The sequence below is a fragment of the Paeniglutamicibacter sp. MACA_103 genome, assembly GCF_045798555.1.
GTDB lineage: Bacteria > Actinomycetota > Actinomycetes > Actinomycetales > Micrococcaceae > Paeniglutamicibacter.
In genome coordinates this window covers 23,224-37,192 of sequence record NZ_JBIXLN010000004.1, presented here as the reverse complement: position 1 = coordinate 37,192, position 13,969 = coordinate 23,224, and the positions used below count along the sequence as shown (strand labels likewise).

Annotated in this window: 12 protein-coding genes, 2 tRNA genes and 1 riboswitch; of the genes, 11 read left to right on the top strand and 3 right to left on the bottom strand. The window is 64.9% G+C overall.

All coding sequences use genetic code 11. From position 1 onward, the window contains the following. Window positions 1-193: 193 nt before the first annotated feature. The 7 genes from gyrB (at window position 194) to ACIPVK_RS02875 (ending at window position 7,079) form a co-directional block, all read left to right on the top strand. Window positions 194-2,254: a DNA topoisomerase (ATP-hydrolyzing) subunit B gene (gene gyrB, locus ACIPVK_RS02905; protein ID WP_407610584.1), complete on the top strand. Its 2,061-nt coding sequence runs from the start codon at window positions 194-196 to the stop codon at window positions 2,252-2,254. A 54-nt stretch (window positions 2,255-2,308) separates the two neighbouring features. Beyond that, a complete protein-coding gene (gyrA, locus tag ACIPVK_RS02900; protein ID WP_407610482.1) occupies window positions 2,309-4,999 on the top strand; it encodes a DNA gyrase subunit A in 2,691 nt (896 codons plus the stop codon). Then, complete coding sequence (locus ACIPVK_RS02895; RefSeq protein WP_407610481.1) at window positions 4,996-5,577, top strand: DUF3566 domain-containing protein; 582 nt, start codon at window positions 4,996-4,998, stop codon at window positions 5,575-5,577. The genes gyrA and ACIPVK_RS02895 overlap by 4 nt, the downstream gene beginning before the upstream one ends. Before the next feature lie 121 nt (window positions 5,578-5,698). Further along, window positions 5,699-5,772: transfer RNA gene (locus ACIPVK_RS02890), tRNA-Ile, on the top strand. Window positions 5,773-5,813: 41 nt separating this feature from the next. Next, complete coding sequence (locus ACIPVK_RS02885; protein WP_209905891.1) at window positions 5,814-5,930, top strand: DLW-39 family protein; 117 nt, start codon at window positions 5,814-5,816, stop codon at window positions 5,928-5,930. An 8-nt stretch (window positions 5,931-5,938) separates the two neighbouring features. Further along, window positions 5,939-6,011 (top strand) — tRNA-Ala (locus ACIPVK_RS02880). A 162-nt stretch (window positions 6,012-6,173) separates the two neighbouring features. Next, on the top strand, window positions 6,174-7,079 hold the full coding sequence (locus ACIPVK_RS02875; protein WP_407610480.1) for a DMT family transporter: 906 nt from the start codon (window positions 6,174-6,176) through the stop codon (window positions 7,077-7,079). A gap of 109 nt (window positions 7,080-7,188) precedes the next feature. Here ACIPVK_RS02875 and ACIPVK_RS02870 read toward each other — a convergent pair whose 3' ends face one another. Further along, window positions 7,189-8,079, bottom strand: coding sequence for a hypothetical protein (locus tag ACIPVK_RS02870; protein ID WP_407610479.1), 891 nt, complete (start codon window positions 8,077-8,079; stop codon window positions 7,189-7,191). 257 nt (window positions 8,080-8,336) lie between these two features. Here ACIPVK_RS02870 and ACIPVK_RS02865 point away from each other — a divergent pair, with 257 nt between their 5' ends. From ACIPVK_RS02865 to ACIPVK_RS02855, 3 genes are all read left to right on the top strand, one after another. Then, the gene (locus ACIPVK_RS02865; RefSeq protein ID WP_407610478.1) at window positions 8,337-8,882 is read left to right on the top strand and encodes a peptidylprolyl isomerase; all 546 of its coding nucleotides are present in this window, start codon (window positions 8,337-8,339) and stop codon (window positions 8,880-8,882) included. 251 nt (window positions 8,883-9,133) lie between these two features. Then, window positions 9,134-9,997, top strand: a complete 864-nt coding sequence (locus ACIPVK_RS02860) for a rhomboid family intramembrane serine protease (protein WP_407610477.1) — start codon at window positions 9,134-9,136, stop codon at window positions 9,995-9,997. Between the two features lie 582 nt (window positions 9,998-10,579). Next, the gene (locus ACIPVK_RS02855; protein WP_407610476.1) at window positions 10,580-11,545 is read left to right on the top strand and encodes a GNAT family N-acetyltransferase; all 966 of its coding nucleotides are present in this window, start codon (window positions 10,580-10,582) and stop codon (window positions 11,543-11,545) included. A gap of 37 nt (window positions 11,546-11,582) precedes the next feature. Here ACIPVK_RS02855 and ACIPVK_RS02850 read toward each other — a convergent pair whose 3' ends face one another. Beyond that, window positions 11,583-12,203: a LysE/ArgO family amino acid transporter gene (locus tag ACIPVK_RS02850; RefSeq protein WP_407610475.1), complete on the bottom strand. Its 621-nt coding sequence runs from the start codon at window positions 12,201-12,203 to the stop codon at window positions 11,583-11,585. 69 nt (window positions 12,204-12,272) lie between these two features. Here ACIPVK_RS02850 and ACIPVK_RS02845 point away from each other — a divergent pair, with 69 nt between their 5' ends. Then, entirely contained in the window at window positions 12,273-13,181 is a 909-nt protein-coding gene (locus ACIPVK_RS02845) for an ArgP/LysG family DNA-binding transcriptional regulator (protein ID WP_407610474.1), read from the top strand. Between the two features lie 130 nt (window positions 13,182-13,311). On the opposite strand, the gene ACIPVK_RS02840 is transcribed toward ACIPVK_RS02845, so the two are convergent. After that, window positions 13,312-13,821, bottom strand: coding sequence for a DUF3817 domain-containing protein (locus tag ACIPVK_RS02840; protein WP_407610473.1), 510 nt, complete (start codon window positions 13,819-13,821; stop codon window positions 13,312-13,314). A gap of 73 nt (window positions 13,822-13,894) precedes the next feature. Next, a riboswitch (guanidine-III (ykkC-III) riboswitch) is annotated at window positions 13,895-13,958 on the top strand. The last annotated feature ends 11 nt before the right edge of the window (window positions 13,959-13,969 follow it).

The window sequence follows — 13,969 nt, the reverse complement described above, 5'->3', positions numbered from 1 at the left end:
GGCGGCCAGTGGCGGCATGTTGCCGCCCGTCAATGGCCGGATAATTTGGCCCGGCGCGGTAGAATTGGAACAGGCGTTTTGTCCGTGCGACAAGACGCTGGTTCATGATCGGGCACCTTCGGTGTTCGGCCTTCCACTGTTTGAGGAGTCTGTAGCACCTGTGTCTACCGATAACACCACACCCCAGGAACCTATCGATTCCGTCGAGGCCGCCGAATCCCCCGCGGCGCAGCCGGCGGAAGAGAGTGTCAACGGCCGGGTGGAACACACCTACGGCGCCCAGGACATCACGGTTCTTGAAGGCCTCGAAGCGGTGCGCAAGCGCCCCGGCATGTACATCGGTTCGACCTCCGCGCGCGGCCTGCACCACCTGGTCTACGAAGTCGTGGACAACTCCGTGGACGAGGCCCTGGCCGGATACTGCGACCACATCAAGGTCACCATGCGGGCCGATGGCGGCGTGCGCGTGGAAGACAACGGGCGCGGCATCCCCGTGGACATCCACCCCACCGAGGGAAAGCCGACCGTCGAGGTCGTCATGACCATCCTGCACGCCGGCGGCAAGTTCGGCGGCGGCGGCTACGCGGTCTCCGGCGGGCTGCACGGCGTGGGCATCTCCGTCGTCAACGCCCTGTCCTCGCGCGTGGACACCGAGATCCGCCGGCAGGGCAGCGTCTGGCGGATGTCCTTCGCCGACGGCGGCAAGCCGCAGGGCACCCTCGTCAAGGGCGAGGACACCGAGGCCACCGGCACCATCCAGACGTTCTACCCGGACGCATCGATCTTCGACACCATCGACTTCGACTTCGAGACCCTGCGTGCCCGCTTCCAGCAGATGGCCTTCCTGAACAAGGGCCTGCGCCTCACGCTCACCGACGAGCGCACCCTGGCCGACGACGGTGACGAGATCGCCACCGAGGAAGACGAGGTCAACGACGCCACCCCGAAGCACCGCGTGGTGGACTACCTCTACAAGGACGGGCTGCTGGACTACGTCAAGCACCTGAACTCCTCCAAGAAGGTCGAGCTCGTCCACGAGGACGTCATCGCCTTCGAGTCCGAGGACACCACCAAGGGCATCAGCGTCGAGGTGGCCATGCAGTGGACCAACTCGTACTCCGAGTCGGTGCACACCTACGCCAACACCATCAACACCCACGAGGGCGGCACCCACGAAGAGGGCTTCCGCGCCGCGATGACCTCGCTGATCAACCGCTATGCGCGCGAGAAGACGATCCTGCGCGAAAAGGACGAGAACCTCACGGGCGACGACATCCGCGAGGGGTTGACCGCGGTCATCTCCGTCAAGCTTTCCGAGCCGCAGTTCGAGGGCCAGACCAAGACCAAGCTGGGCAACTCGATGGCCAAGGGCTTCGTCCAGGGCGTGGTCAACGAGGAACTCGGCGACTGGCTCGAGCGCAACCCGAACACCGCCCGCGACATCATCCGCAAGGCCCAGCTCGCCTCCCAGGCCCGCCTGGCCGCGCGCAAGGCCCGCGACAACGCGCGACGCAAGTCGCCGCTGGAATCCTTCGGCATGCCCGGCAAGCTCTCGGACTGCTCCTCGAAGAACCCCGCCGAGTGCGAGGTCTTCATCGTGGAGGGCGACTCCGCAGGAGGCTCGGCCAAGCGCGGGCGCAACCCGCGGGTCCAGGCCATCCTGCCGCTGCGCGGCAAGATCCTGAACGTCGAGCGCGCCCGCCTGGACCGCGCCCTGGGCAATGCGGAGGTGCAGGCCATGATCACGGCCTTCGGCACCGGCATCGGCGAGGAATTCGACATGGCCAAGCTGCGGTACCACAAGATCGTGCTGATGGCCGATGCCGACGTCGACGGCCAGCACATCACCACGCTGCTGCTGACCCTGCTCTTCCGCTTCATGCGCCCGCTGATCGAAAACGGCTACGTGTACCTGGCGATGCCGCCGCTGTACCGCATCAAGTGGTCCAACGCCGCGCACGAATACGTGTACTCGGACAAGGAACGCGACGACTCGCTGACCACCGGCGCCGCCAAGAACAAGCGCCTGCCCAAGGACAACGGCATCCAGCGCTACAAGGGCCTGGGCGAGATGGACTACTCGGAACTCTGGGACACCACCATGGACCCCGAGCACCGCACGCTGCGCCAGATCACCATGGACGACGCCGCCGCGGCCGACCAGATCTTCTCCGTGCTGATGGGCGAGGACGTCGAATCGCGTCGAAACTTCATCCAGCAAAACGCGAAGGACGTGCGCTTCCTGGACATCTAGTCCACCCGCACGCACGCGTTTTAGACACAGACTTTTGACTAGAGGAAGAAATCGATGAGCGATCAGACTCCCGAAAACCCGCAGGACGGCACCGAGCCCGCCAACGAGATCGTTGAAGGCGCGGTGATCGACGACGCCGTGGCGGTAAACCTCGGCGTCGACAAGATCGACCAGATCGACCTGCAGACCGAGATGCAGCGCTCCTACCTTGACTACGCCATGGCGGTCATCGTGGGACGCGCGCTGCCGGACGTGCGCGACGGCCTGAAGCCCGTGCACCGCCGCGTGATCTACGCGATGTACGACGGCGGCTACCGCCCGGAGCGCTCCTACAACAAGTGCGCCCGCGTGGTCGGCGAGGTCATGGGCCAGTACCACCCGCACGGCGACACCGCGATCTACGACGCCCTGGTCCGCCTGATCCAGGACTGGACCATGCGCTACCCGCTGGCCCTGGGCCAGGGCAACTTCGGCTCGCCGGGCAACGACGGCGCGGCCGCCCCGCGTTACACCGAAACCAAGATGGCCCAGCTGGCCATGGAGATGGTCCGGGACATCAACGAGGACACCGTTGACTTCCAGGACAACTACGACGGCAAGAACCAGGAACCCACCATCCTGCCGGCGCGTTTCCCGAACCTCTTGGTCAACGGCTCCTCCGGCATCGCCGTGGGCATGGCCACCAACATCCCGCCGCACAACCTGCGCGAGGTCGCCTCCGGCGTCCAGTGGTACCTCCAGCACCCGGAGGCCAACCGCGAGGAACTGCTCGAAGAGCTGATGCGCCACATCAAGGGCCCGGACTTCCCCACCGGCGCCATGATCCTGGGCACCAAGGGCATCGCCGACGCCTACCGCACCGGCCGCGGCTCCATCACCATGCGCGCCGTGGTTTCCGTCGAGGAACTCCAGGGCCGCACCTGCCTGGTCGTCACCGAGCTGCCCTACCAGGCCAACCCGGACAACCTTGCGGTGAAGATCGCCGAGCTGGTCAAGGACGGCAAGATCTCCGGCATCGCCGACTTGCGCGACGAGACCAGTGGCCGCACCGGCCAGCGCCTGGTCATCGTGCTCAAGCGCGACGCCGTGGCCAAGGTGGTGCTGAACAACCTCTACAAGCACACCGAGCTGCAGTCCAACTTCTCCGCGAACATGCTCGCGATCGTCGACGGGGTGCCGCGCACCCTCTCGCTGGACGCGTTCATCCGCCACTGGGTCACCCACCAGATGGAAGTCATCATCCGGCGCACGCAGTTCCGCCTGCGCAAGGCCGAGGAGGAAGCGCACATCCTGCGCGGCCTGCTCAAGGCCCTTGACGCGCTGGACGAGGTCATCGCGTTGATCCGCCGCTCCTCCACCACCGAGGCCGCGCGCGACGGCCTGATGGAAATGCTGGAGATCGACGAACTGCAGGCCCGGGCCATCCTGGACATGCAGCTGCGCCGCCTCGCCGCCCTGGAACGCCAGAAGATCCAGGACCGCCACACCGAGCTCGAGGGCATGATCACCGAGTTCAAGGTCATCATCGCCGATCCGCAGCGCCAGCGCACCATCATCTCCGAGGAACTCGCCGAGATCGTCGAGAAGCACGGGGACGACCGCCGCACCAAGGTGCTGATGGGCTACGACGGCGACATGAGCGTCGAGGACCTGATCCCCGAAGAGGAAATGGTCGTCACCATCACCCGCGGCGGCTACGTCAAGCGCACCCGGAGCGACAACTACCGCTCGCAGCACCGCGGCGGCAAGGGCATCAAGGGCGCGCAGCTGCGCGGCGACGACGTGGTGGAGCACTTCTTCGTCACCACCACGCACAACTGGCTGCTCTTCTTCACCAACCACGGCCGCGTGTACCGCACCAAGTGCTACGAGCTGGCCGAGGCCGGGCGCGACGCCAAGGGCCAGCACGTGGCCAACGTGATGGCCTTCCAGCCCGACGAGCACATCGCCCAGGTCCTGGACCTGCGCAACTACGAGCAGGCGCCGTACCTGGTGCTCGCCACCCGCAACGGCCTGGTCAAGAAGACCCGCCTGACCGACTACGACACCAACCGCACCGCCGGGGTCATCGCCATCAACCTGCGCGAGGGCGACGAGCTCGTCTCCGCACAGCTGATTTCCGAGACCGACGACCTGATGCTGGTCTCCCGCAAGGGCCAGTCGGTGCGCTTCACCGCCACCGACGACGCGCTGCGCCCCATGGGACGTGCGACCAGCGGCGTGACCGGCATGAAGTTCCGCGAGGCGGACGAGCTGCTGGCAGCCGACGTGGTCACCGAGGATTCGTACGTGTTTGTGGTCACAGAGGGCGGCTACGCCAAGCGCACCTCCGTGGACGAGTACCGCGTGCAGTCCCGCGGCGGCATCGGCATCAAGGTCGCCAAGCTGGCCGAGGACCGCGGCGACCTCGTCGGGGCCCTGATTGTCCACGATGAGGACGAGGTACTGGTGGTCATGGAGGGCGGCAAGGTCGTCCGCTCCGACGTTTCGCAGGTTCCGGCGAAGGGCCGCGACACCATGGGCGTCATCTTTGCCAAGCCGGACAAGAAGGACCGCATCATCGCCGTCGCGAGGAACACCGAGCGCGGCCTCGGAGAGAACGCCGAGGAAGATGCAGTACCGTTGAACGCGGAAAAGACACAAGAAACGGCCTCCGAGGCCCTTCCGGGTGATGAAAACCCGGCGGGAACCGAGGAAAACCTTGGGAACGACGACGAGGCCACCAACGACGGAGGTAACGCGTGAGCACCCCGAATACGCCCCGCCCGGCGGGCGGCACTGGTGGTACCCGTCCCGCACCGCCACGACAGGCACCCGTAGGGGCCCAACGCCCCGCGGGAGCACCACGGCCAGGAACCGCGCCCCGGCCCGCGGCCGCACAGCGTCCGGCCGGCGCCCCCCGCCCTGCCGGCGCGGCACAGGGCCGCCCGCAGCAGCTGGTGCGCCCGGCGCCCAAGGCCAAGGTCCGCAAGGCCCGCCTGCTCATCTCCAAGGTCGACCCCTGGTCGGTGCTGAAGATGGCATTCCTGCTTTCGGTCGCCCTGGGCATCGTCACCGTTGTCGCCAGCGTTGTCCTGTGGTCGGTGCTTGACCTGACCGGCATCTTCGAGTCCATCAACGGGCTGCTGCGCGAAATCATCGGCTCGGAAACCGGGTTCGACTTGATGGAGATCGCCTCGCTGGGCCAGGTCGCCTCGTTCGCCACCATCATCGCCGTGGTGAATGTGGTATTACTCACGGCGCTGTCGATGCTCTCCGCGGTGCTTTACAACCTCTCGTCGACCCTCGTCGGCGGCATCGGCGTGACCCTGACCGACGATTAATTCGCGGAAACACGCCAATTTCGGCCCTCGAAACCCTTCGCGAAGGGACCTTCGAGGGCCGATTTGTTTCTTGGGCGGTTTCTCGGGTAGAGTTTTATCTCGTTCCCGGCGGGAACATAGAGGGCGTATAGCTCAGGCGGTTAGAGCGCTTCGCTGATAACGAAGAGGTCCCTGGTTCAAGTCCAGGTACGCCCACGGATTCCCTCGTCCGACCGGTAGGTGAAAGGAAAGTTCCCATGCGGAAGTTTCTGGTGTTGGTGGCAGTAGCCGCAGGCATTATTGGTTATCGGAAGTACAAGGAGTCTTCGGCCGAAAAGGCCACCTGGAGTCAGGGTACCGATAAGGTAAACTGAATTCATTCGGGGACTTAGCTCAGTTGGTAGAGCGGTAGCTTTGCAAGCTTCAGGTCAGGGGTTCGACCCCCCTAGTCTCCACCGAAGGAAAAGGTCCGGAACGAAAGTTCCGGGCCTTTTCTGGTTAATCCGGACTTTCCGTCCCGGGTTTTAGCAGGGTCCGCCAGCGTGGCAGGAAAGCGGGGACCGCTCCCCCGCAGCCCACATTCGGCCGCCTGACGCATCGACCCATAGAGTGGGCAAGTGACTTTCCTTCTGGCCCTGGTGGGCGTCCTAGGCGTTGCCGCATCGGGCCCGCTCATTGCCGCGTTTCCCGCGGTTCCGGCCCTTTCCATGGCCCTGTGGCGCAACGCCGTCGGCACCGCCGTGATGGCCGTTCCCGCGCTGGTGAACGATCCGCGCAGCTTCGGCCGGCTGCGCCGCCGGGAATGGGGCTGGAGTACCCTGGCGGCGGTCTCCCTGGCACTGCACTTTGCCTTCTTCATGACCTCGATCCGCATGACCACCGTTGCCGCGGCCACCGCGCTCGTCTGCCTGCAGGCCGCGTGGATTGCCCTCTTCCAGTCTCTGCGCGGAACAAGGTACGGCTGGCGGGTGGGACTGGGCGTCCTGCTGGCCTTCGCCGGTGTCCTGGTGATCACCGGGTTCGACATCGGTTCGGGCACGGAGGCACTTCTCGGCGACGGGCTTGCCCTGGTAGGCGGCGTCCTGGCCGCGGCCTACACGTTGGCGGGGTCAAAGGCCCGGGCGACCATGAGCACCAGCTCCTATACCACCGTCTGCTACGGGCTGACCTCGATCCTGCTGCTGATGATGTGCCTGCTGGCCGGTGAACCGGTCTGGGGATTCGACGTCAACGGCTGGATCGGCATCCTGGCCTTGGCGCTGTGTTCCCAGGTCCTGGGCCACTCGGCCTTGAACCACCTCTTGAGCTCGTTGGGCCCGCTGACGGTGTCCACCCTGATCCTGCTGGAAATCCCGGGGGCCGCACTGCTTGCCGCGTTGTTCCTCGGCCAGGTATTGCCCGCCGGCACCGTCGCGGGGCTCGCGGTCATCCTGGTGGGCCTGTTCTTCGTGGTGCGGGGCCAGGGACACGCACAGGCCAAAGCCATCGGAGAACCGCAGCCAAAAGAACAGGGCAACACCTGATCCATCCCTCCCCCGGATACCGGAGTCGGCGACGGGCCACGTGCTGCCCTGCTGCTTGAAGTCGTTGGCCCCGCGGCATCCGGCGTGGATGCCGCGGGGCCGGGAAGAACTATTTCCGGGTGCGGGGCCCGGGCTTCGGCGCGGTGTCCCCCTCGGCGGCCTTGGCCGCGCTGGCGTCCACGGCTTCCTCGGCCTTGTGCTTGGCCGTGGTGGCGGCCTCGGAAATCTCCTCGGCCGTCGCTGAGAGCTTCTCCTTGGTGTCGGCGACAGCTTCCTTGGCAGCTTCGGTGGCGCCGTCCTTTGCTTCGGCCGCGGATGAAGCCACTTCGTCGCGGACTTCCTCCACGCTTGCAGGGACCTCCACCGGGCCGCTGGCGCGCACGGTGGTCGGCTCGACCGGTGCCGGGGTCTTCCACGGGTCATCGATGGGCTTCGAGGCGCGCCATGCAGCTACGGCCGCGGCGCCCGCGGCAGCAATGACGGCTACGACGAGCCACCCCTTTTTCTTCTTCGCGGGCTTCTGCACCTTGTTCAGCTCCTTGCTGACTTGGCCCATGGCGGCGCTTGCGCCGCTCTGGACACGCTCGATGGTTTCGGGGCTGGGCGTGAGCTTGTCGGAAACCTGGTGGAGTGCCTCGGGGACCCTGGCCTGCTCAAGCTTGCGCGCGGTGAACTCCGCCGCCTGGCCAATCTTTTCGTTGGCCGCCGGCAGGTAGTCGTTGAGCACGACATTGCGCGCGTGGCTCAGGGCCGGGGTCGCCTTCTCGAGTGCCTCGTTCAGCGCAGGAGTGGCGCGGTCAACGGCCTTCTGCACGCGGGGGGTCGCTTCGTCAATGGCCGCGGAGATCCGCGGGCCCACCCGTTCAAGGGATTCCTGGATCATGGGACTGACCTTCGCGACGGTCTCGGACAGTTCGTTGGCAGCCCAGTTCAGACCCTCTTGGATCTTCGGGGATGCCGTCTCGATGCCCTTTTCAATGCGCGGAACGGCCCACTTCACGGCCGTGTCCACCTTTGGTGCTGCCCAATCCAATGCCTGTTCGGCGCCGGTGGCAACACTTTCACCAAAGTCTCGAGCAATACGGTCTGACTTCACAGTGAACCCCTTAGATCGTTTCGTAAGCTTCGTCCTAGCCTACGACCTACGCTTGGGTTACAGCCATTGCCTGAGCAGCATATAAACAATCGTGTAGCTGTGTTCACTGAACGCGTAGCCATTCGCAGCGGCGGTTCAAGCGCGCATGGAAGAATAACTGCATGACTGCAATCCCTACGCATACAGCCACCATCCACACCAACTTGGGCGACATCGTCGTGAACCTCTTCGGCAACCACGCCCCCAAGACCGTGAAGAACTTCGTCGGGCTTGCCACCGGCGAACAGACCTGGACCGACCCGCGCAGCGGCGAGGAGAAGGCCAACACCCCGTTGTACAACGGCACGATCTTCCACCGCATCATCTCCGACTTCATGATCCAGGGCGGCGATCCGCTGGGCCAGGGCACCGGCGGACCGGGCTACCGCTTCGACGACGAGATCAACCCCGAGCTTGATTTCCGCGAGCCCTACAAGCTGGCCATGGCCAACGCCGGCATCCAGATGGGCCAGGGCACCAACGGTTCCCAGTTCTTCATCACCTCGATCCCGACCACCTGGCTGCAGGGCAAGCACACCATCTTCGGTGAGGTCACCGAAGAGGCTTCGCGCAAGCTCGTTGACCAGCTGAACGTCGTTCCGACCGATGGCCGCGACAAGCCGCTGGAAGACGTCGTCATCAGCAGCATCGACGTCAAGGCACTCTAGCCACGTGCTTCCGGCGCGGTTTATGCGCCGGTAACCGTGGATGGCCCCATCTGCCGCCCCGTCCGTTTGTTTTTCACCTCGCCCTGCAAAGTGAATGATGACGGCGGGACGGGTGGATGGGGCCTTTTGCATGATCGGGCAGGCCATGCGCCCCGCCGCGGGCCCGGGTCCCGGATCCGGGCCCGCGGCACCCGAACCCCGGTCCCGTGACAACGGGGCAATGAACGTACTTACCCAGGAGCACCGATTCCATGTCCTATGGACTGTCCAACCCGAACCAGTCCGCGCAGGCCCCTGTGTGTCCGAGGCACCCCGACCGGATTTCATACGTCACCTGCCAGCGGTGCGCGCGCCCCGCATGCCCCGAATGCCAGGTGACGGCGGCGGTCGGAACCCAATGTGTGGACTGTGTGCGCGAGGCCAACAAGCAGTTGCCGAGCACCCGCACGGTCTTTGGTGGCAGGACCACGGACGGACGTCCCCTGGTGACCTACGTGCTGATCGCGATCAACATGGTCGTCTTCGGCCTGCAAATGCTGCTGCCCAACTTCAGCACCTACCTTGTCTATGCGGGGCTGTACACCAGTCCGTACCTGGAGCCCGAGCCATGGCGCATGCTCACCTCGACATTTGCCCATTCAACATCCTTCATCGGCCACGTCGCCTTTAACATGTACGCCCTGTATATCTGCGGTCGCGTGCTCGAACCGATGCTGGGCCGATTGCGATTCCTGGCCCTGTATCTGGCCGCCGGGTTGGGGGGTTCCGTTGCGGTGCTCCTGATCACCGATCCGCGGACTCCGGTTCTCGGTGCCTCCGGTGCGGTCTTCGGCCTCTTTGCCGCCATGTTCGTGCTGCTGCGGTCACGCGGGGTGCAGACCATGCAGATTCTGGTCCTGATCGCGATCAACCTTGCCATCGGGTTCATATTCCCGGGGATCGCCTGGGAAGCCCACGTGGGCGGGCTGGTGGTTGGTGCCGCCACGGCCGCCGTCATGGCCTACGCGCCGAAGGGACAACAGCGGGCCCTGATGCAGTGGGCAGGCACGGCATTGCTGGTCCTGCTGCTGGTGGCCTTGACTTTCTATGGTGCCGCCAACATTCGACTCGGATAGGAAAATAGAGGTGGCGGCGGCAAAAGTTGTCCACACGGGTTATCCACACTGTTAATAACTCACAACCATGTAATTCACACGGAACGGACCGGCTCCAGCGCCCGCGCTGACGCCGGTCCGTCGTCATTGTGGACAGTTTTCGCCAAGTATTCACAATTTCATCCACACCTGTGGATAACTTAGTGCACAACCTGTGCAGTGATTGGTCTCCGATTCGAAAACCAACCGACTCACATTCTTCGAAAATATTAACTAATCCGCGAGGGCATGCGGAAAATCGGACGCCGGGCGGCGCGTGCGACCCTCGTTGTCCACACTCCTTATCCACAGTGTTAATAACTTACGCACATGTAATTCACAATGGCCGAAACCGCATAATGTCGCTAGTTTGGCGCGCAGTAGGGCGAAACCCACAGCCTTATCCCCACCTGTGGATAACTTTCGTGCACAGCATGTTGCTAAGTCCGCCCACCGTTTTGTCACGATCTTCCCTCTGTGAATCGTGGGGCAAGACTGCAAAGCTGGACCCGACAGAAGTTTTGCACCAGCCCTGAGTTTTCACGTCGACCCCGGAGGCCCCAAATGCGCCGCGATTGGATCCGTCCCGAACACGTCCCTGCGTGGGCCGGTCTGACCAACCGGCTGGCGGTCGCCGACGCTACCGAGGAATTCTATGAAGTCGAGGACCTCGCCGAAGAGCTCGAAGAACCTGGCGTCGATCCCGAGCGAGACACCCTGGGGCTCTGGGACAACGACCGCATGATCGGTTTCGGCCAGCTTCGGCTCGGTGAACAGTTGCGCGACGGTCGCGGGCGGGTTTCCATCGGTGGCGGCGTCGCCCCCGAATACCGCCGGCTGGGCCATGGTGCGGCAATCATGGACACCCTTGAATCCCGGGCGGCGGAAAAGATGGCGGAACGCCATCCCGGTATCGATTTCACCATCGACATCTGGGGAAACGCGCCGGGGCACAGCGCCGGTGCCATGGCCCTGGCACGGGGCTACGAGGCGGCACGCTATTTCCAGGACATGTCGGTGAAGCCTGCTGGCTTCCAGCCTCGGGGACGTCCCGCGGCCGGCCCCGGGGATGCGCGGCTGGTCGCCTACTCCCCCGATCTTTCCGAGCCCGTCCGGGTATTGGACAACGAGGCATTCGCCGATCACTGGGGTTCGACCCCGAAGAGCGTCGAGGAATGGGCGGCCGTGACCAGTGCCCGTTCCTTCCGGAGCGAATACTCGCGGGTGCTTCTGGAAACCGGTGCCGGCACGACGCCAGCCATGGTCCTTTGCTATGTCTTGGCCGCCGAATGGGTGCCCGGGGAACTGTACGTCTCCCGCGTGGGAACCGCGCGGGCAGCCCGGGGGCGCGGCTATGCGGCCTGGGCCCTCTCAGCGACCGTCCAATCCGCATTCGACGCCGGAATCACGAAGGTGGACCTGACGGTGGACGCGCAAAGCCCAACCCGGGCAGCGGGCCTCTACCGCCTTCTGGGTTTCGAGCTGGTCCGTCAGGGGACGGTGTACCGAAAGACCGTCCAGGCCAGATGAGCCGTGGGTGCGTGGCGTCCGGGCCCGGCTCGGGCGGTCAGCCGAATAGCGGCAACAGCAGCGAAAGGGCGAGCAGGGCCATGAGCGAGGCGATGACGGCATCGAGGATGCGCCAGGCGCGGGGGCTGGCAAAGAATCCGCGCAGGTAGCGCGCCCCGAATCCCAGGCCGACGAACCACAGGACGCTGGCAAGTGCCGCGCCTGCTCCGAAAACCCAGCGGCCGGAGCCGCCTTGGGCAGCGGCGATGGAGCCGAGCAGGACCACGGTGTCCAGATAGACGTGCGGGTTGAGCCACGTCAGGGCGAGCGCGGTAAGGGCCACCGAGTGCCGCGGGGTGGGTGCCATGGCGGTGCTGGTGTCCATCCCCCGGGGGCTGGTCGCCCTCCGGGCGGCAAAGAAAGCGTAGGCCAGCAGGAATCCGGCACCGCCGATTCGTGCAACGCCGATGAACCACGGGGCCACCGCCAGCAGGGCACCCAGTCCGGCCACACCGGCGAAGATCAGGGCGGCATCGGAAGCCAGGCAAATCAGAACCGTCATGCCAACATGTTCCTTTCGGATGCCCTGGCGCAAGACGAACGCGTTTTGGGCACCGATGGCAACAATCAAGGAAAGGCCCGTGGCCAGGCCGGAAACAAAAGGAAAGAAGGTCACCAACCGAGATTAGGTGGACCGGCAAAGACGTGTCTAGCTAAAGATTCTTAGGGTCCATTAGGGTTTCTAACTATGGACTTTCCCGCGGAGCAGCTTCAGACTTTCAAGGCCGTGATCGATGCCGGAACCCTGGAAAGGGCTGCACGGCAACTGAACATCACAGCGTCCGCCGTGAGCCAACGGCTCAAGGCCCTGGAAAAACGTTCCGGCAGCGTGCTGTTCATTCGTTCCCGACCGATTCGGACCACCGGCAGCGGTGACGTGCTGCTGCGCTTGGCGCGCGAGATCCAGATGTTGTCCACGGAAGCGCATCGGGCGCTTGGATTGGATCCGACCACCGACCAGGTGTCCCGGCGCACGGATCTCAGCATTGCAGTGAACGCCGATTCGCTGGCCAGCTGGTTCGCCCCCGTACTCGACGGCTTGGCCGCCCAGGACGTCATGAACTGCGAGATCCTGCGCCACGACCAGTCCCATTCCACCGAGTTGCTTCGGTCGGGCCAGGTCATGGGCGCGGTGACGACTAAGAGCACTCCCGTCCAGGGATGTTCCTCGGTGTATTTGGGAACCATGCGCTACCGGGCCATGGCCAGTCCCGGTTTCGTGGACCGATGGCTCGCAGGGGCCGACCCGGAGACCGAGCTGGCGCTCGCGCCCATGGTGAGTTTCGATCGGAGCGACGACCTGCAGCGGGCGCTTCGCCGACGGATCGTCGGCGGCCGGGCACCCGAACCACCGGTGGAGCATTTTGTTCCCGATTCGAGGGTCTATGTGGCGGCCGTGGCGGCTTCGCTGGGCTGGGGGATGATTCCCGAGATCCAGGACCCTCGCGACGGATCACTGGTTTGCATCAACCAAGCGTGGACCAGCGAGGTCCGCCTGTACTGGCAGCGGTGGAAAGTGCCCTCCCACGCCTTGGACCTGCTTACCGGGCTGGTGCTGGACGCGGCCTGGACCGCGGGGCTGCGCCCGGAGCGTTGAGGTTTCCGGCAGGAAGCCGATCCACGGCAATACTTCGTCTCACCTGGGTTCCAGGGGTAGCTGGAATACCATCGGGCCCGGATCGGGCGGCAGGATCCCGGCCCTGGTACGCCCGGAAATCAGGGCGGTGCTAGTTTCCTCCACCGGGAGGGCCGACGAACAGAAGCGCCGCAGTGATCGCCGCAACCAAGACCAAGCCGGCACCAGCCGCCAGCCAGGGGCGGCGCAATGCCGTGGCCTGCAGCTTCTCGACGAGCCCTTGGGGGGCCTCCCCGCCCGGTGCCAGCCGCCAGGAGTCGCTGAGCAGCCCGCGGCGCAACATGGCCCGCTCGAAGGGGAGGGTGGCGAAGGGAATGACCGCGGAGGCCAGCCCCAGCACCCCGCGGGGAATGCTCCAGCGCTCGTTTGCCCAGACAAAGAGTGTCACCAGGCCGTAGGCAATGAACACCACGCCGTGGAGCATGCCGAAGATGCGGACGTAGATCTCCGGTCCCACGCCGTACTTGATGACCATGGCGATGATCAGCAACGCCCACGTGACCATCTCGCCGGCAGCCAGGAAACCGTAGAGGCGCTTCGGCGAGAGCTTTGACAGGGTGGCGACGGAGGAAGACCCTCCGGCAAGACTGGGGCGAACCATGGGTTTTGGAATGCCTTTCTGGTCGTTGGCGTGAACGGTGTGTGCAGGCCCGGGGAGGTTGCTAGGCTGTGCCTATCGGAGCGCCCCTGCTCCCCCGGACGAGGGAGCCGTACCCGGACAGCGACAAGACGGCCACCGAAAGGAATCG

Excerpts from the sequence above, each read along its gene's own strand:
- gyrA (WP_407610482.1), top strand. The coding sequence starts at position 2,309 with ATGAGCGATCAGACTCCCGAAAACCCGCAGGACGGCACCGAGCCCGCC.
- ACIPVK_RS02885 (WP_209905891.1), top strand. The coding sequence starts at position 5,814 with ATGCGGAAGTTTCTGGTGTTGGTGGCAGTAGCCGCAGGCATTATTGGT.
- ACIPVK_RS02865 (WP_407610478.1), top strand. The coding sequence starts at position 8,337 with ATGACTGCAATCCCTACGCATACAGCCACCATCCACACCAACTTGGGC.
- ACIPVK_RS02860 (WP_407610477.1), top strand. The coding sequence starts at position 9,134 with ATGTCCTATGGACTGTCCAACCCGAACCAGTCCGCGCAGGCCCCTGTG.
- ACIPVK_RS02855 (WP_407610476.1), top strand. The coding sequence starts at position 10,580 with ATGCGCCGCGATTGGATCCGTCCCGAACACGTCCCTGCGTGGGCCGGT.
- ACIPVK_RS02845 (WP_407610474.1), top strand. The coding sequence starts at position 12,273 with ATGGACTTTCCCGCGGAGCAGCTTCAGACTTTCAAGGCCGTGATCGAT.
- ACIPVK_RS02840 (WP_407610473.1), bottom strand. The coding sequence starts at position 13,821 with ATGGTTCGCCCCAGTCTTGCCGGAGGGTCTTCCTCCGTCGCCACCCTG.